General features: G+C 53.7%; 14 protein-coding genes. 9 read left to right on the forward strand and 5 right to left on the reverse strand.

The features are described from left to right. Positions 1-203 precede the first annotated feature (203 nt). The 5 genes from E8D52_12140 to E8D52_12160 all read left to right on the forward strand — a co-directional run bounded on the left by E8D52_12140 (position 204) and on the right by E8D52_12160 (position 6,115). Positions 204-1,052, forward strand: coding sequence for a methane monooxygenase/ammonia monooxygenase subunit A (locus E8D52_12140; protein TKB67330.1), 849 nt, complete (start codon positions 204-206; stop codon positions 1,050-1,052). Further along, entirely contained in the window at positions 1,049-2,308 is a 1,260-nt protein-coding gene (locus E8D52_12145; GenBank protein ID TKB67331.1) for a methane monooxygenase/ammonia monooxygenase subunit B, read from the forward strand. The genes E8D52_12140 and E8D52_12145 overlap by 4 nt, the downstream gene beginning before the upstream one ends. A 506-nt stretch (positions 2,309-2,814) precedes the next feature. Continuing rightward, on the forward strand, positions 2,815-3,528 hold the full coding sequence (locus E8D52_12150) for a hypothetical protein (protein ID TKB67531.1): 714 nt from the start codon (positions 2,815-2,817) through the stop codon (positions 3,526-3,528). Between the two features lie 205 nt (positions 3,529-3,733). After that, positions 3,734-4,453 carry an MOSC domain-containing protein gene (locus E8D52_12155; GenBank protein TKB67332.1) on the forward strand — a complete coding sequence of 240 codons (720 nt, stop codon included), beginning with the start codon at positions 3,734-3,736 and terminating at the stop codon, positions 4,451-4,453. 105 nt (positions 4,454-4,558) lie between these two features. Then, a complete protein-coding gene (locus tag E8D52_12160) occupies positions 4,559-6,115 on the forward strand; it encodes a M28 family peptidase (GenBank protein TKB67333.1) in 1,557 nt (518 codons plus the stop codon). Between the two features lie 99 nt (positions 6,116-6,214). On the opposite strand, the gene E8D52_12165 is transcribed toward E8D52_12160, so the two are convergent. Continuing rightward, positions 6,215-6,820: a hypothetical protein gene (locus E8D52_12165; GenBank protein ID TKB67334.1), complete on the reverse strand. Its 606-nt coding sequence runs from the start codon at positions 6,818-6,820 to the stop codon at positions 6,215-6,217. A 668-nt stretch (positions 6,821-7,488) separates the two neighbouring features. Between E8D52_12165 and E8D52_12170 the strand changes: the two genes are divergently transcribed. The 4 genes from E8D52_12170 (at position 7,489) to E8D52_12185 (ending at position 11,117) form a co-directional block, all read left to right on the forward strand. Next, positions 7,489-7,950: a cytochrome c gene (locus tag E8D52_12170; protein TKB67335.1), complete on the forward strand. Its 462-nt coding sequence runs from the start codon at positions 7,489-7,491 to the stop codon at positions 7,948-7,950. A 108-nt stretch (positions 7,951-8,058) separates the two neighbouring features. Continuing rightward, complete coding sequence (locus E8D52_12175; GenBank protein ID TKB67336.1) at positions 8,059-9,039, forward strand: nitrite reductase, copper-containing; 981 nt, start codon at positions 8,059-8,061, stop codon at positions 9,037-9,039. Between the two features lie 112 nt (positions 9,040-9,151). After that, positions 9,152-10,156, forward strand: a complete 1,005-nt coding sequence (locus E8D52_12180) for a nitrite reductase, copper-containing (GenBank protein ID TKB67337.1) — start codon at positions 9,152-9,154, stop codon at positions 10,154-10,156. Between the two features lie 448 nt (positions 10,157-10,604). Further along, on the forward strand, positions 10,605-11,117 hold the full coding sequence (locus E8D52_12185) for a DUF1566 domain-containing protein (GenBank protein ID TKB67338.1): 513 nt from the start codon (positions 10,605-10,607) through the stop codon (positions 11,115-11,117). 1,246 nt (positions 11,118-12,363) lie between these two features. Here E8D52_12185 and E8D52_12190 read toward each other — a convergent pair. The 4 genes from E8D52_12190 to E8D52_12205 form a co-directional block, all read right to left on the reverse strand. Then, positions 12,364-12,960, reverse strand: coding sequence for a cytochrome C (locus tag E8D52_12190; protein ID TKB67339.1), 597 nt, complete (start codon positions 12,958-12,960; stop codon positions 12,364-12,366). Then, on the reverse strand, positions 12,960-13,676 hold the full coding sequence (locus tag E8D52_12195; protein ID TKB67532.1) for a cytochrome C554: 717 nt from the start codon (positions 13,674-13,676) through the stop codon (positions 12,960-12,962). The genes E8D52_12190 and E8D52_12195 overlap by 1 nt, the downstream gene beginning before the upstream one ends. A gap of 143 nt (positions 13,677-13,819) precedes the next feature. Further along, complete coding sequence (gene haoB, locus E8D52_12200) at positions 13,820-14,872, reverse strand: hydroxylamine oxidation protein HaoB (GenBank protein TKB67340.1); 1,053 nt, start codon at positions 14,870-14,872, stop codon at positions 13,820-13,822. Next, positions 14,869-16,551 carry a hydroxylamine reductase gene (locus E8D52_12205; protein ID TKB67533.1) on the reverse strand — a complete coding sequence of 561 codons (1,683 nt, stop codon included), beginning with the start codon at positions 16,549-16,551 and terminating at the stop codon, positions 14,869-14,871. Before E8D52_12205 ends, haoB begins: the two co-directional genes overlap by 4 nt. Between the last annotated feature and the right edge of the window lie 174 nt (positions 16,552-16,725).

Below are 16,725 nucleotides of genomic sequence, written 5' to 3' on the forward strand. Positions count from 1 at the left end.
ATGTGATCTGGAACAACGCGCCCAAGGCCATTCTGGATCCGTTCCCCAGCCAGGTGAATCCGAACGCCAAGGCCGGGTACTAAGTAACTGGGCGGATGCAGACTATATGAACCATGGGTCGGTATCGGCGGCTGATCAGGAACTCTTAGGGAACAGAACGCCTGGTCAGCCACGACCGACTGAAATGACGGAGGATGTCAGTTATGTTTAGAACCGATGAGATTATCAAGGCTTCAAAGTTACCCCCTGAAGGGGTAGCGATGTCTCGAAAAATCGATTATATCTATTTCATTCCAATTTTGTTCGTCACCATCATCGGAACCTTCCACATGCACACGGCTCTGTTGTGTGGAGACTGGGACTTCTGGCTCGATTGGAAGGACCGTCAGTGGTGGCCGATCGTGACACCAGTTACCCTAATCACCTTCTGCGCCGCCATCCAGTACTACAACTGGGTGAACTACCGGCAGCCATTCGGTGCGACGCTCTGCATTCTGGCGCTTGGTGCCGGGAAATGGATGGCCGTCTACACTTCGTGGTGGTGGTGGTCTAACTATCCACCCAACTTCGTCATGCCAGCTACAGCGATTCCCGGTGCCTTGGTTCTCGACATCACCCTCTTGTTAACCAGGAACTGGACGTTGACGGCAGTGATCGGCGCATGGATGTTCGCGGCGTTGTTCTATCCGAGCAACTGGCCTATATTTGCCTATAGCCATACGCCGCTTGTCGTTGATGGCGCATTGCTCTCATGGGCAGACTACATGGGCTTCATGTATGTTCGTACCGGAACTCCTGAGTACATTCGGATGATCGAAGTTGGATCGCTGCGCACATTCGGCGGTCACAGCACCATGATCTCCGCGTTCTTCTCCGCATTCGCGTCCTCGTTGACGTACATCCTGTGGTGGCAGTTTGGGAAGTTCTTCTGCACCTCATACTTCTACATCACCGATGACAGACAGCGGACCACCAAGGTGTACGATGTATTTGCATACGCCACTTTGGGACCACAAGGCGACAAAGCTAAACTTTCTGGGGGGAAAGCATGACTGCCAAACACGTCTTCAAACTGTGGATGATTAGACTCTGCGGGGTGGTGACGCTGGCAGCCACGCCGGCTCTCGATATTACCCCTGCATTCGCTCACGGGGAGCGATCGCAGGAACCATTCCTGCGGATGCGCACTGTGAATTGGTATGACACTGAATGGGTTGGAAAGACGACCCCAGTCAATGGTGTGACAGAGCTGAAGGGCAAGTTCCACCTATCCGAGGATTGGCCTCGTGCGGTGGTGAAGCCAACCCGTACCTTCATCAATGTCGGGTCCCCCAGCTCCGTCTTCGTGCGTCTGAGCTCGAAGGTCAATGGAACGCCGATGTTCGTCTCGGGACCAATGGAAATTGGCCGTGACTATGAGTACATCGTCAAATTAAAGGCCAGACTCCCTGGCCACCATCACATCCATCCCATGTTTGCCGTCAAGGAAGCCGGTCCAATCGCGGGACCAGGTGGATGGATGGACATCACGGGTCGCTATGAGGATTTCACCAATCCGATCAAGACCCTGACCAATGAAACATTCGACTCGGAGACGATGGGAAGCATGACTGGAATTGCCTGGCATTTCTGGTGGATCGCTCTCGGAATCTTCTGGGTCGGGTACTTTGCGATCAGACCAATGTACCTGATTCGCGCTCGAGTCCTAGCGGCGTATGGGGACGAGATTCTGCTTGACCCCATTGACCGAAAAGTTGGTGTTGCGGTGTTGGTCCTCACATTAACTGTTGTAGTTGCCGGGTACATGGCTGCAGAAGCAAAGCACCCGATTAGCGTCCCTCTCCAGGCTGGTGAGGCAAAGATCAAGCCGATGCCGATCAAGCCCAACCCGCTGACGGTTGACGTTATTCATGCAGAGTACGATGTTCCGGGCCGCGCATTGCGCATGGTTCTTCATGCGACCAATAACGGCACATCACCGATAACCATCGGTGAGTTCACGACAGCAGGCATCAGATTCACCAACAAGTTTGGTGCATCTAGGGTTGATGCAGCCTATCCAGCCGAACTGGTTGCACCAGCCGGTCTGACGATGGATTACGAAGCCGCAATCCAGCCTGGCCAAACAGTTGACATTAAAGTCGAGTCCAAGGACGTTCTGTGGGAAGTGCAACGGTTGGTGGACATTCTCCACGATCCGGATCAGCGCTTTGCAGGATTGTTCATGTCCTGGACCGATTCTGGTGAGCGACTCATTAATCCAGTCTGGGCTCCAGTACTCCCAGTCTTCACACGGATGGGAGCATAAGGTAGTCTGGGTCTAAGGAAACGCCGGTTCGTCTCCATCACACGGTGGAATGACGAACCGGCGTTTTTCTTTGCCCCCCGTCCTCACTCATTCGCCTCCTCCTCGCTCCGCTATTTTCTCGTTGATCTCTTCACTTCTTTTCCAATAGGTGTGTGACCTCCGCAGCCTTGTGTCCGTTCATGAATCTGGGTGGCGCTCCTAAATAGCGCTATTCTGAATAGATTTTTGTATGATTACCTAATCATCGGACACTTGCCTGGAACTTGCCTGGTCGATAGGGGTCCTGTATGATACCGACTGTATTTTCCACTGCAGGTTGAACAATCTTGAATGTCGCGATCCTGAAAGCCTACCTAGGTTGCCACCCTCTAGATCATATTTGACATATGGAAGCTTCCTCACCCACTTCTTCTCCGGGACTCTGGTTCGATAGGGTCAGGCGCACCGCCCTCAGGCATTTTCCGAACACCAATACCGCCAGTACGCATCGACTACGCGATTATGCTATTGCTGCGTTTACATTCCTGAGCGTTGCCGTGAGTTCCTTGTTCGAAATCAGTGCCAGCGTCGAGCGACAACATGCATTAGGAGCCTTAGCATGGGTTTTTCTTGGGGCCTTATTGCTGGGTGAAAATAAAGAAACACGAGTACAAGTCTTGATTGCAGTGATCTTTGCAACGCTCGGAGAGCATTTCGCCTCCATCTATATGGGAGGTTATACCTACCGATTCGAGAATGTACCGGCTTACGTCCCACCTGGCCACGGCATGGTGTACCTGACCGCCGTGGCGCTAGCACGATCAGGCCTCTTTGTACGCCATCCCAGAAAAATTGCTCTATTTGTCATAGGCGTGTGGGGCACCTGGGCCATCTGGGGCGTTACCGGATATGCTGAACGTGGGGACGCGGTCGGTGCGTTGCTGTTTTGCATATTCTTAATCTGGCTGGTGGCAGGCCGTTCACCACTGGTCTATCTCGCTGCATTTTTCATTACGACGTGGCTTGAATTGATCGGTACGACCGTCGGTGCGTGGCAATGGGCAGCTATAGACCCGCTCTTGGGATGGGCACAAGGAAATCCCCCCAGTGGCGCCAGCGTATGGTATTGCCTCGTTGATGCGGTCGCTATTGGAGCAGCAGGGCCAACGTTGCGTGGAATCAAACGTCTCTGTGCCTGGTACCGGTCGAGCGGGGTCTTGAATCGAACGGGAATCTCATAAAGCTGATACGCATGAACTCCTTGGTACTAGTAATTTCCTATAGGCACGTACACCCAGCTGCTTCGCCCACATCGACACAGATCGGCAGTCAATCACCAGCACCCATTGCGACGATCACGAGCGCAAGGTGCCTCCTCGCAAGACCACCTAGTCCTACCCAATCACTTTAGTACGCTGGTCAGCATGGATTAAGCAAGGAACTGTTATGAAAGATCAGGCAGTTGGAACAATCATCTCTTTGCAAGTTGGGCAACCACAGACCGTAGGGAGCAGAGAATCGTCCGATCGCTTCGATGAGGTTTGGACAACCGGTTTTTTCAAGCTTCCTATCACCGACCCAGTCTGGCTTGGTACAACAAACCTGAACGGAGATGGCCAGGCCGATTTAAAGAATCACGGTGGCCCTGAAAAGGCCGTGAACGTCTATCCCGTCGAACATTACCCCTATTGGCAACAGGTGCTGGAAGCAACCGAATTCCCTTTCGGATCGTTTGGGGAAAATTTCACCACAGAAGGGCTGCTTGAGACTGAGGTCTGCCTTGGTGATATTTTCGAGACCGGAGAGGCGCTCGTTCAGGTCTCACAGCCACGGCAGCCCTGCTGGAAATTAGCACGGCGCTGGCGCAGAAAGGACCTGGCCCTCCTTGTACAAGAGAGCGGACGGACTGGCTGGTATTTCCGGGTCATCAAAGAGGGAACGGTTCAGGCTGGGTCACGCCTGATACTTGTGGAACGTCCCTGCCCAGAATGGACAGTGGCCTACGCAAACGACGTGATGCATCGACGGACAGATGATATGCAAGCCGCTCAGAGCCTCGCAGTGTGTCCGGCCCTTGCAGTCCGATGGCGTGAGACACTGAACAAGCGGGTTGAGACGAAGACGGTCGGGTCAACCACGGCAAGGCTGTATGGACCCAACCTCTAACACGCGCACAAAGTAGATTGGCCTGCAACCGCTCTACAACGAGTCAGCCTGCGTTACCGAATCTGTCTATGTTATAGTTCCGTGCCATCTTAAAAGGCTTACTGCATGAACGGCTCGACGCGCAGCTGCTCCCCATCCATTGTTGTGATCATTCTCCTGGGAATCATCTTCCCTCTGCTTCCCTTGGGGAGCCGAGGTTACGCGCAATCGGAGGAAGACCAGCGCGCATGGTCTGATGCACTCGCTGGCCTGTCGAGCGAACGGATGCTCGCCGACGTGCGCACGTTAAGCAGTCCGGCGTTCAACGGACGGCAAGCCGGATCCGCCGATGACCTGCGATCCGCACAATGGGTTGCACAGGAATTGACTGCGGCAGGGGTACAACTCCCGCTCATTGACAACAAGGGAATCGCCTTCCCTTCTCCCGGAGCCGGCAAGGAAGAGCCCGTTGGCATCATGGCCTCGATGATCTCCACACCACTCGTCGAACCAGACCCGGTCGTTCGCACCGGCGCAGCGGACCAGTTGGTCACAGCGCAGCTGGGTAGAGACTACCTCCCGGTCTTTGACTCCCCCTCTGCCGATCTCCAGGGTCAGGTCGTCTTCGTCGGTTACGGCATTGTCGATCCGGCTCAGGGAATCGACGATTACGCCGGCGTCGATGTGAAGAACTGCATCGTGCTCTTCCTGCGCGGCAAACCGGATCACTACCCAAGCCCTGTCAGCCACGCCGACAAGGTCCGCGTCGCACGAGATCGAGGAGCCGTAGCCTATCTGACCGCAACAGGGCCCATTATCAGCCCATATGAAATTCGCCGCGGCGCCACGGGAAGACCCAGCGCATTGTATGGGCAGCTCTCCCCTGACCAAGCCCTCCCTGGCGCGTGGATCAGCACGAAATTGGCGGAGACGCTCCTCGCCGGAAGCGGAGACGAGTCCAATCCTGATAACCGCCTTCGCACCCTCCAAGAACTACTCAATAACGCCCCAGCAGCGCAATCGCGCCTCGTCAATCGATATGCATCTCTCCATTGGAAAACCACGATAGCGGATGGCTTGCTGACGAACGTGGTCGGGATGATTCCTGGCACAGGGCCGGATACCATCGTCATCGGCGCCCATCGCGACCATTTCGGACGTCCAGCGGGCCTCTGGTTTCCTGGCGCTGACGACAATGCATCTGGAACGGCCGTACTCCTGGAGGTCGGACGGGCCCTTGGGAAACTGGGCCTACGTCCTCAACGGTCGATCCTCTTTCTCTCATTTAGTGGACATGAGAGAGATTCGCTCGGGTCACGCCACTATACAGCGAGACCTGCCATCCCCCTCGGCTCAACGAAAGCCATGCTCAACATTGACCATGTTGGAGCGGGAGACGGAGTGTTAATCCTCCGTGTCACAGAGCTTACAAAATCCACATTGAAGGAAGCAGGGTACGTAGTGGGTTTGGTACGCAAGCTTGACTATTACGGATTCTTGCCAGGCGGGGACGACGAACCGTTCAAAGAAACAGGAATTCCAACCGTCAGCATCGCAAGCGGCGGGATCCACCCGCACATGCATCAGCCTACCGACACCGCTGACACGATCAATCCAGAAATTTTGCGAAACATAGCCCGGTATGTCCTCGCACTCACCTGGCAACTGGCGAATACTCAATAGAAGAATGTGCGCTAGGCTCGGGCTAGAGAGCCGGCCTATGCTCAGCTCTTCACATGGCGTTCAGATCGTGCTGCGGAACCTTGCTAAGGTACGCTCGGATCAATGGCGCATATGAGCCCGTGAGGAATCCGGAAGCAGACGGAACGACCTCAGCATTTTTCCGCCCTTGGCGCCATAAGGGACAAGGCCATACACATACCGATCGGTCGCGAGATAGACGAACTCGTTAGGCGCAGGTTGCTGTCTGAGGGTAACTCTCAACCCTTCCTTCACGCCTGTCAGTCGAACCGAAGAAATCTCGCTGCCGGGAGGCAGCAGTCCGTATGAGTCGAGCCAATCGTATAGCGAGCGTTCCGGCGATTGTGCGAACACGTTGATAGTCAATCCCGGAGATTCATGGTCTGCAACCTGGCCGACCGCGATGTCGTTTCGTTGAAAGCGTACGCGCTGGACCGCCGTCGGCTGAGTGGTGGTCTGGATGGGGCCTTCCGTGAGAAGCACGTAATCTTTTGGAGAATATTTGATGGTAAAGCCATAGGTGTGGTCAGTATGCTTCTCCCGGCTCTCCGTCTGGGCGACAGACGCCGACTCCGTCGACGACTTGCCGATTTGCCGCACCGTGCTGTCGCAACCGGCCAAGGCAACGCCTGCGACAATCATCATCGAAAACCAACCGACTCGAGACAGGATCGTACCGTTCGCCATCTGATGAGCCCCTCGTGTTTGCTGCCCCTGTGTGTGAACTCGATGAATCATCACGGCAATCTACCGATCGGCTAGCAGAGAATGACGAACAGCTGATTCGGCGCAATCCCGCGTACTTCATCTTGCACGGAGGTCGCCGAGGTTGTCAATGCATCCAGTGCGCAAACGGGACTACCGGGCCAGACCGCTGCAATGCTACACAAACCACGTGGTACTGACATTCTCAGTCAAATACGTCGAACATGGAATTGAGCCCTGCGGACTACCCTGAACACTTCTGACTTACGAAACCGGCAAGCCCGCATGTCCTTCGGGTACTCCGGTCGGCTCATGCCCGCATCATCTCAATCAAGACCAACTGGAGTCACCCGTAGAAGTATCAGAGAGCATTTCTAAATTGTGTTCGCTCAAGAAGACATCGTGCGACCGCTTGACACTAGGTAATTTGTTATGTTACATGGCCTTGCGCGTTTTGAGTGAACAGTGGCATGGTAGAGCAACTTTCCCGGCGTGTGGTTGTGCCTTGGTGGTCTCTGTTGCCATCAGCGTGGTAGGATTAAATTATTTTTTGATGTGGTGGCCTCATGGGGAACACAACTGATGTGCCCCATGCGGTAGAATGTCGTCGATATATCAGACTCACTATTTAGAAAAATAAGGAGGCAGGAATGACGGGAAGGAATTTCGGTTTGGCGATCATGATGATGGGGAGCGCTCTGATTCTGTCAGGAGGCATGGCTTTCGCTGAAGATGAGGCCCCATTGCCCCCGGTTCCAGCCGACTACGCAGACAAACATATGCCGGCTGGAGGGTGGACGGATCCTAAGGCTATCGAAGAGGGAGAGCAGATTTACAAGGGCGACGTGAATCCGAACGTCAACTGTGGCAGCTGCCATGGCAAGGACGGCACACCGGTAAAAAAAGGTGCGCGGGATATGCGCGATCCTAAAAATATCTGCCGTTGGTCCGATAGTTTCTGGTTCTGGCGGATATCGGAAGGTATCGCGAAGACGAAAATGAAAGGTTTTAAGAACAGCCTGACAGAAGAGCAGATCTGGCATGTGATGGCGTTTGAGAACATGTTCTCGAACGGGGGCAAGCCGCACGACCACTCATGTTACAAACCTTAAGCAGGCGGGTATCGACAATGCCCTGAGCCGGGGCTGAAACCATTCGGTTCGTCCCACTTCGTATGAGAGAAAAAACTATCAGGGCGGTCAAAAATCAAAGGAGGCACCATGTCTATTAGTTTTTCCCGTTATGTGCGCACCGCCGGATTGGTGGGCGCATTTATCATGACTCCATATCTCGGCATCAATGCAGGCGTGGTGTCGGCGGAGACTATTAAGGCCCAACTGGGATTTGCACCCAATGTTCCCCCTCCCATCAAACGGACCGAGCCCGCCAACATTGTAGTCAACCTGACAGCAGATGAGTGGACCGCTCCGCTAAGCGACGATAACAATTATGAGTTCTGGGGTTTTAATAAGAGCGTGCCAGGGCCCATGATCCGCGTCATGGTGGGCGATACGGTTGAAATCCGCATGAAGAACAATAAGGACAGCAAGGAATCTCACAATATCGACTTCCATGCGATCACAGGACCAGGCGGCGGAGCAAGCCTGCTCAATAGCGAGCCAGGGCAGGAGAGCGGGGGAAAGTTTAAGATGATCATCCCTGGCATCTTTTTGTATCACTGCGCCACCGCATCACCATCCATTCCTGAGCACGTTGCGAATGGCATGTACGGGACAATCATCGTTGAGCCAGCGGGTGGGCTGAAGCCTGTCGATAAAGAATTCCAGATCACGGAAAGCGAGTTTTACACGAAAGAGGGCTACTCCAAGGGCGATACTTTGGAGTTTTCGTACGAAAATGGGTTAGACGAGCGCCCCTCCCATGTCGTCTATAACGGCCATGCGAGCTCGATGGTCAAAACTCCTCTTCGAGCCAAGGCCGGAGAAACCGTTCGGATTTTCTTCACCAACCCAGGACCCAACTTTGTCGACTCTTTTCAGCTCCTCGAACAGCCGTTCGACAGAGTGTACACCGAGGGTTCTCTGAACGCACCACCGGCGGAGAATGTCAAGGTTGCCAAGGTTCCCGCAGGTGGCGCGGTCGTGGTCGAGTTTAAAGTCAAGGCGGGCACCTATACGTTAGTTGACCCAGTGAAGGATCGACAGAAACAAGGCGCCCTTGGTCTGCTGAAGGTAGACTGAAGGTAGAGGAGAGGATCCAGCCAACTAGGCCAATTACCATGGCCTGAAGGACTCTGCAGGCAGGTGATCAGGATGATGGCCGGCAGAGTCATACAAAATTAAAGGAGTCGTCATGCCCAAGAGTTTGTTGCATAACATGCGTCATGCCGGATTGATCAGCGCATTGGTCATGGCTCCGTGTCTTGCCATCAATGCAGGCGTAGTATCAGCGGAGACCATCCAGGCCCAACTCACGAAGGCACCCAATGTCCCCGCTCCGATCACGCGAACCCAGCCCGCAACCGTCGTGGTCAACCTGGAAGCGTCCGAGTGGGTGGGTCCGATTAGCGACGACAATAATTATGAGTTCTGGGGTATTAATGGAATGGTGCCAGGGCCGATGATTCGCGTCATGGTGGGCGATACGGTTGAAATCCGCTTGAAGAATAAGAGCGGCAGCAAGCAGAGCCACAATCTTGACTTCACGAAGGTCAGTGGTGGAGCAGCCTTGGTGAATGCGGAGCCCGGGAAGGAAGCTCAGATCACATTTAAGGCCGCCAACCAAGGTGTCTTTATCTATCAGTCCTCCACTGCAGCGCCATCCAACATACAACATGTTTTGAGTGGCATGCACGGCTTGATCGTCGTTGAGCCGGTTGGTGGGCTGAAGCCTGTCGAAAAAGAGTTCTATGTCATGCAGAGCGAATTCTACATGAAGGATGGCAAGAAGAACGATACCCTGGTTTATTCAGAGCAAAAGGTGAAAGAGGCGGATGCGTCTTATATCGTGCATAATGGCCATATGACCGCACTGGTCAAAGTTCCGCTCCGATCCAAAGTAGGAGAGACCACTCGATGGTTTTATGGCAATGCCGGAGTCAACTTTGATTCTTCGTGGCACGTCATTGGTGAGATGTTAGACCGGGTCTGGCCCGCAGGTAACGTGGCAAAAGCGCCACTTGAGCATATCCAAAGCACCCTGGTGACACCTGGTGAAGCAACCCTAGGAGAATTTAAAGGCGAAATGCCCGGGACGTTTGTTTCGGTTGACCACTCGCTCTTCCGCACCGAAAAAGGCGCCCTTGGCCTGCTGAAGATCGATGGTCCAACCAATCCTGCCCTGTTCAAAGGGCTGTAGTACTCTACCGGGAACGGGTCGTACCAGAGTAACGCAACACGGGGAGGGAGAGGCGCAGCCTCTCCCTCCCCGTGTTGCTGTTGGGCATCCGAGTGGCTGTGTGGATTTCTAAGCCGACTTCGAGGTAAGACGCTCTCACACCGCGGCCACCACCATCAAAGCTAGTGGAACAGATTGATTCTGCGGAAGGTATTGACAAAGCAAAGAGTCTCCTGATATTAACCATGCGCTTAATGCGTCACGGATCTGAGAAGATGTCCCATGCTGATTCTCGAATTTCAACGATCGGCAATCTGGCAGGAGGGTCGGCCATTTCCATTTCAGCGGCTTCCGAATTACGCGCAAACACTTCTCCAAACCTAAACAAGCATCCCTCGCTGTGTGGTCTGATGTCGTGGGTCACGCAGCAGTCCGGCGGTGCAACAACTTCACATACAGGAGGGTCGAGATGAAAAGCAGAAGAAGCAACTGGGTGAGCGGCATCGGGGCTGTTGGGCTGGCTGTCGGATGCCTGGCGCTGGCTGGTTTCGGCTCAGGAGCCACCCCCGCTGAAGCGGCTACGTCGGAAAACGCGCGGTTCACCGTGCTAGAGTCCATGAATAATGAGGGGGCGTTGGATAATGAGACGGGGCTGGTCTGGGAGGTAATCCCGACGAGAGCCATGACGGTTTGGAAAAGTGCCGCCGGTGTCTGCGCGAAAAAGACCGTCGGTGGCAAGAAAGACTGGCGCCTGCCCACACTCAAAGAGTTGGAGACCCTGGCGGATCACACGATCTATCCTCCCCCGGCCCTCCCAACTGGCCACCCATTCTCCAACATCGAGTTTCATGGCTATTGGACGTCGACGGAACACGAAGACTATTCGTTTAGTGCGTGGGACGTCAACTTCGACTATGGCATCATCGGCAACGATTTTAAGATCAACAAGAACTTTGTCTGGTGTGTGCGCGATAATAAGTAGACTTAGAAGTACCTCTTTAGTTCATTAAATGAGTAGGGGGTGGCGCAACCCACCCCCTACTCGATTCCCCATCTGATTCACCCACAGCGTTACTACTAAAAATCCTGTAATACTCAGGCTTCTCCCGTCGATCACTCGTGCGGTACTCGACCAGCACTCCTGTGCCTCATCAGGATGCCGTCTGTCGTTGGGGTAGTAGGCTGAGCCCTGTCCAGGTGGGGTGATGAATTGGAATTATCAAGATCTCCGTTGAAAGTTTCTGAACAACCCCATGGTAATGGTTACGCTGCCTTCTTCGTCGACGCCGGCTGCGGCTCGGTCTGTTCGGCTTCAATCCTTGCCATGCCCGGTGCAATCGCGGCATAGCCTTTCACTCTTCTGAACCGTCCAGTATCCCACGGCGGAGCCACTCAGCAACATTCAACGAACTTCAGGATAACTCCGATGAATTAGGTCCAGACCTTACCGTTGAGACGCTCGACTGGATTCTTCAACGATGAACTGATGGCCTACGAGGTGCGGTGTATCGGTGTCTGAATATTCTCTCGTACAGGCTTCGCAAGACCTAACAAGCCTTTCCAACGGCCCACCACTAAGAGATTAGCAGGCTGCGGAAAAACTCGGTGTCTCAATAAAATTCCGGCGAAGTCTGACCTACCGTACAGATGGGACAATAACCACAGGAGGCTCAAAAAGACCATCCAGCAATGCCGTGGTGAGCAAAGCGGCGAGACGTAGGCTTCGGTACATTGAGCCTCTGAGCGATGCGAGAACGCTGCTGAGTGAATTTTCCAGCATCCCGTTAAAGCCCTCAACTTGGTGCTAGGCATGTGACATATTTCAGTCCAATCAGGATAATGGCTGCCCTACCCCGTTACGTTTTGGCATGACATCGTCGTTTCAGTGTCCACCCTGCTTGCAAAATTGGCTTGATATAGCCCAAGCACTGGCTCTGTGGAAGCCCATTCCCATGCCAAGAATGGACTGTGGCCTCAGCAAATGGCGTGATGCATCCGCGACCGTCCACCTGCAAGGCCCTGAGCGGCGTGAGTATCAGCTTGTACAGCCCTTGCCGTCAGATAGTAGTAAGACACTCTGAACAAGCGGGTTGCGGCGAAGACGGTGAGGTCAACCACGGCAAGACTGTATGGACTCAACCTCTAACACGCGCACAAAGTAGAACCGCCTTGCACCTGGTTGCCCAGATGCAAGGCGGTTTCTTCATTACAACGATACGAAGACGAAGCTAATCCTTGTCGTCCTCATCATCGTCTTTCTTCTTCTTTTCAACCTTCAATACCGGCTTGTCCTGCGCCAAGCTGGCATTGAGATCGTGCTCTGGAACTTTCTTGTGCACCAAGTTCTGGTGGCAGTCGATACACGTGGCGCCTTCGGTCTGCATTTTTGCATGCGCAGCCTTGGCTGACGCACCTGGCGCTTTCACATTCTTGTGGCAGGCCCTGCACGTGAGACTGTCCCACTCTTTCAATTTCATCCTGGCCCGAAAGGCCGCCTCTGGGCGATGCTCATTGAATTTTTCCACCGTCGAGTAGTCGGTGGTGAATTCCTTAATGAGGAAGGGCAGCCCGTCAACCACGTGGGTATAGATGGCTTTATGGAAGTTGGAGAAGCCTTGTGGCACATGGCAATCTTTACAACCAGGATCCGCCCCAAGGGCCCCATAGTGAGAGGACTTCTTCAACTCCTCATACGGATAAATTTCTGAATGGCAACTAATGCAGAACTCTGTTCTTGAGACAGCGGCTTCACCCCCGAAGACCACCGCGATCAACAGGATGCCGACCACTCCCCCGACAATGAACGTACCGGCCTTCCCTGACATTATTCCTCCTCAGCCTTGTCGGCCTTCACCGCTGGCTTGGCACTCTTCTGGAATTCCTCGTGGAATTTCGGAGATGGAGGGCCAGTGAATGTTCCTTCGAGCTTGAAATGGGTGTGCATCGCCTTGTCGTCTCGCACATACTTTTCAAAATCAAACGAGTACTTCTTGTCGACAGTTGGGGTAAATGGCGTATAGGGCTTCTTCGCACCCTTCCAGGGCGACCCTTCATAGTTCAGGTGACAGGCGCTGCACTTTTCGACGAATTCAAAGTCCTGTCCAGCTTCAGCCAGAGACTCACGAGGGGTTTCCTTCTTGGACTTTTCGTAGGCCTCCCCGGCCTTCCGGTGGATCTTACGATAGTCGCTTCCGGCTCCATGGCATGATTCACAGCTTACTCCCGTCACGAACTTCTCCGGCTCTTCAACCGTGTAACCGCCCTCTTTCCCAAAGCCGGTGACGTGACAGCCCACGCAATCTTTGTCTTTGGTGTAATCCTTCTTAGGATCAAGCTTTGCCTTAACCATGGCCTCGTCTTTTTTCTTGCCTCTTGTGGCTTTGAGCGAATCCATAGCTTTGGCATGAAGGGTCTTATCCCACGACTCTCCTTCGCCCTTGTGGCAGTTATAACACTTCTTCCTACCTTCAAATGTACCTTCAGCAGAGGCGGTTCCGACTAAGACAGCGAACAACGCCGTAGCGGCGAGTGCGATTGTCATGGGATGATTCACGGTAGCTCCTTTCTCCTAATAAAAACTATTCGTGGTCCTGCGTGAGCAAGCACGTATGCATTACTCTATCGTGACCGTGGATGATTTTCAATAACCGTCTTTCTACTTCTGTCTTTCTACCACTCAAAAAATTAGTTATTCGAGGGCTGTGCAGATGGAATCTTATACACTAAATAGCCTCCCTCTTTGTAGACCATCTCGAGGGGTTTAAGTTCCAGAATCAACGAGGTCGTCATAGGCAGCATCTGTGCGAGCAGCGTCTTCACGCTCTTGTCATCCGTAAGGAAGTAGGCGCGCACGTTAGTCTCCGAGAGTCCATGCACCGTATGGGAGGTGAACTTGTTGTCCGATTGCCAACGCTTTACCATCACATTGAGCCCATGCACATCCCCACTCCCCTTTACGGTGAAGTCCTTATAGGCGACACCGATGCCATCGGGGCGCATCATCCCAAGTTTGTAGAGATCTGAGATGTGGACTACGACATAGCCTTCACGCCCGCCGGTCAATTCTCGAAGGATCGCTGCACCCTCTGTTGGCTCTGCCAATAGGGCGTCAGCAAAACGTTGAAATTTGCGCTTCTCTTCTTCGCTTGGCGAAGAGCCCCAGAAGTCGCGTTCGTATTTCGCGATGGCCTCGGTTCGCTGACGCCAGAGCGTCGGCGTGATAAGAGGTTCACTGAGATGGGAGGTGAAGACCGTCTCTGACCCGGTCAAGATTTGAATCTGGCGCGAAGTGTCCCACCAGGCCAGGATGGTTGCGTCTTTCGGCAGATTCTTGGAAATCACGGGTGCCAATATGGACAGCTCGGAGAGCTTACTGTCGACAAAGACCATTGGTTCGCCAACGTGATTTTCCCAGGCGAGCATCACGGGCTTTGTATTTCCACGGCGAGCTAGATAGGCGGAGGCTACCGGTTCCTCCATTCCTTCTATGTGAACCTCTTGTTTACTAATGCTTAGGTCAGACCATGGACCTAGCTCAAGCTTTGGAAACTTATCAACACCGCCTTCTTCCACCAAGCGATAGTGATACGGGGATGGACCTGGATCGAACCACAGAAATGCAACCCAACCAAGCAAAAGAAATCCTCCCGCCACTAGGACTATTCCTAGCAACGGGAGGACTCTACTGCTTTGCCGCGTCAGCGCTGATTCCATCGTCTGCGCGGCGTCTATTGTCACCGCTGGTTCTTCTTACGCCTGCTCCATCCGGCCAGCGCGAGGGTACCTGTCAGAAGCATACCTCCACCGAGACTGCCGAGCGTAAATTTCCCGTCAGTGGTATCAAAATCCAGCAGGCTACTCGTCTTGGCCTGCTGTTCGAGCTTAGACACGCGCTCCATCAGGACCATCCTCTCCTTCAGCTTGGTGTCTTCGTCCATGATTTCGACATAAGCCCGGTTCATGGCTGCCCAGCCGACGGTGTAGGTGTAGCCTGGATATTGGTGCGCCAGTGCTACGTGCAGTTGCACCAGGTGGTCCTCAGCCATCTCGAACAGTTTGAGCTCGATGGCTGTAGGGCTGTTGCCCTTTGACCAGTAGATCTGCCAGAACTGGTCGAACAAGGCCTTAGCCGGTGCTGGAGGCGCAGGTCGGTTGTTCTTCTGACCTGTGAGGAGTCTAGCCTCGTACTGTTTATGGACGACGTTGTGAGCCTCATCGTATTTATCAAGTCCATGAGACGTACCGTTATCCATAAACTCTAACCACGAGCGTGCAAAGGTCTCGGAGTGGCACGTGGTGCAGGTCTTAACCCATGCATCCAGGCGCTTCTGGCCCCATTCGCCAAATACAGGCTCTCTAATGCCAGGCACGAAGGGATAGTTTGCCCAACGAACCTTACGCACCGTGTTGTGGGTGAATTTTCCCTGGTACTCCATATGACAGCTCTGGCAGGTGGGGAACTTCTGTCCACCCTTCACAACTGCATCCTTGAGCTGTACATTAAAATTCCATCTAGACTTAGAAGCCTGGTAGCCCAGCCCATGCTGCGACGCATTGTAGGCTTCATAGTTGTTGTGATCGGCCCCGCTGTGACAGGTACCGCAGGCTTCTGGCTTGCGGGAGTCGGCCACCGAGAATTCGTGCCTGGTATGGCAGTTGTCGCACTTATTCTGGTTGGTGTGGCACATGGTGCAGCCGTCAGCGATTTCGCGCTGCGACATTCCGGCGTAGATGTCCGTCTCAACGTTAGCCCTATAATCCAATGCGTGTGACGGACGACCCCTTGGCCACTGGTTCTTCGGCCATAAAATCGTGTCGCGCTCTGATTCGCGCTCGGCATATTCTAGTAGATGGCAATTGCCGCAGACATCAGAGGTTGTCATCTTGATGTCCACGCGATGGTCAGCCTTATTCTTGGTATTGATCCCCACGTGGCAATCGATGCAGCTGACTTCTTTTAAGTTCTCTTTTGGACCGAGCTTACCAAGCGAGCGCAGGTTTGTCTCAACTTCTTCCAGCTTCGCCTTCTTGTAGAAGGTGTCGTCGTTCGGGGTCAGCTTGCGAATCTTGTCTAGATTGGCATGCGTGCTTCTCTTCCACATCGCCACCCAACCTGGCGATTCGTCGGTGTGGCATTTCACGCACTGCTCACGCGTCGCGACTTCCTTGACCGATGTCGGTGGCTTGTAGAACGACATTGGGTCGAAGTACTTACTCATTGCGATCGGCTCCCAATACTGGCCGTACTGCCCTTTCCCCGCGCCTCTGCCTGGATCCAGCCAGCGCTTCGTCAAGGCCTCATGAAACTCCTTGGGACTCGCGGACCGATCAATGTTCAGCGCCTCGAACGTTTCCTTCGGGACACTAGGGTACTGCGCATGCACTGGTGCGGCCAGCAGCAGGCCGCAGACAACCATGGCATACTTCGCCAAATGCTTTACGGTCACAGTAATACTCCTTCCGTATATGATGGGCAGCATGGACTGTCCTTCAAAAAATACTTCTGGACACAATACATCATGATGATGTGGTTATAGTTTTCTACTTTACGTTACTCAGAGTACCTTAAAAGAATGCGGTCGGAATATAGC

Source organism: Nitrospira sp., from assembly GCA_005116745.1.
GTDB lineage: Bacteria > Nitrospirota > Nitrospiria > Nitrospirales > Nitrospiraceae > Nitrospira_D.

Coding starts and splice junctions, on each gene's coding strand:
- E8D52_12170 (TKB67335.1), top strand. CDS start 7,489: ATGACGGGAAGGAATTTCGGTTTGGCGATCATGATGATGGGGAGCGCT.
- E8D52_12185 (TKB67338.1), top strand. CDS start 10,605: ATGAAAAGCAGAAGAAGCAACTGGGTGAGCGGCATCGGGGCTGTTGGG.
- E8D52_12160 (TKB67333.1), top strand. CDS start 4,559: ATGAACGGCTCGACGCGCAGCTGCTCCCCATCCATTGTTGTGATCATT.
- E8D52_12155 (TKB67332.1), top strand. CDS start 3,734: ATGAAAGATCAGGCAGTTGGAACAATCATCTCTTTGCAAGTTGGGCAA.
- E8D52_12145 (TKB67331.1), top strand. CDS start 1,049: ATGACTGCCAAACACGTCTTCAAACTGTGGATGATTAGACTCTGCGGG.
- E8D52_12190 (TKB67339.1), bottom strand. CDS start 12,960: ATGTCAGGGAAGGCCGGTACGTTCATTGTCGGGGGAGTGGTCGGCATC.
- E8D52_12195 (TKB67532.1), bottom strand. CDS start 13,676: ATGACAATCGCACTCGCCGCTACGGCGTTGTTCGCTGTCTTAGTCGGA.
- E8D52_12165 (TKB67334.1), bottom strand. CDS start 6,820: ATGGCGAACGGTACGATCCTGTCTCGAGTCGGTTGGTTTTCGATGATG.
- E8D52_12140 (TKB67330.1), top strand. CDS start 204: ATGTTTAGAACCGATGAGATTATCAAGGCTTCAAAGTTACCCCCTGAA.
- E8D52_12175 (TKB67336.1), top strand. CDS start 8,059: ATGTCTATTAGTTTTTCCCGTTATGTGCGCACCGCCGGATTGGTGGGC.
- E8D52_12180 (TKB67337.1), top strand. CDS start 9,152: ATGCCCAAGAGTTTGTTGCATAACATGCGTCATGCCGGATTGATCAGC.
- E8D52_12205 (TKB67533.1), bottom strand. CDS start 16,551: ATGGTTGTCTGCGGCCTGCTGCTGGCCGCACCAGTGCATGCGCAGTAC.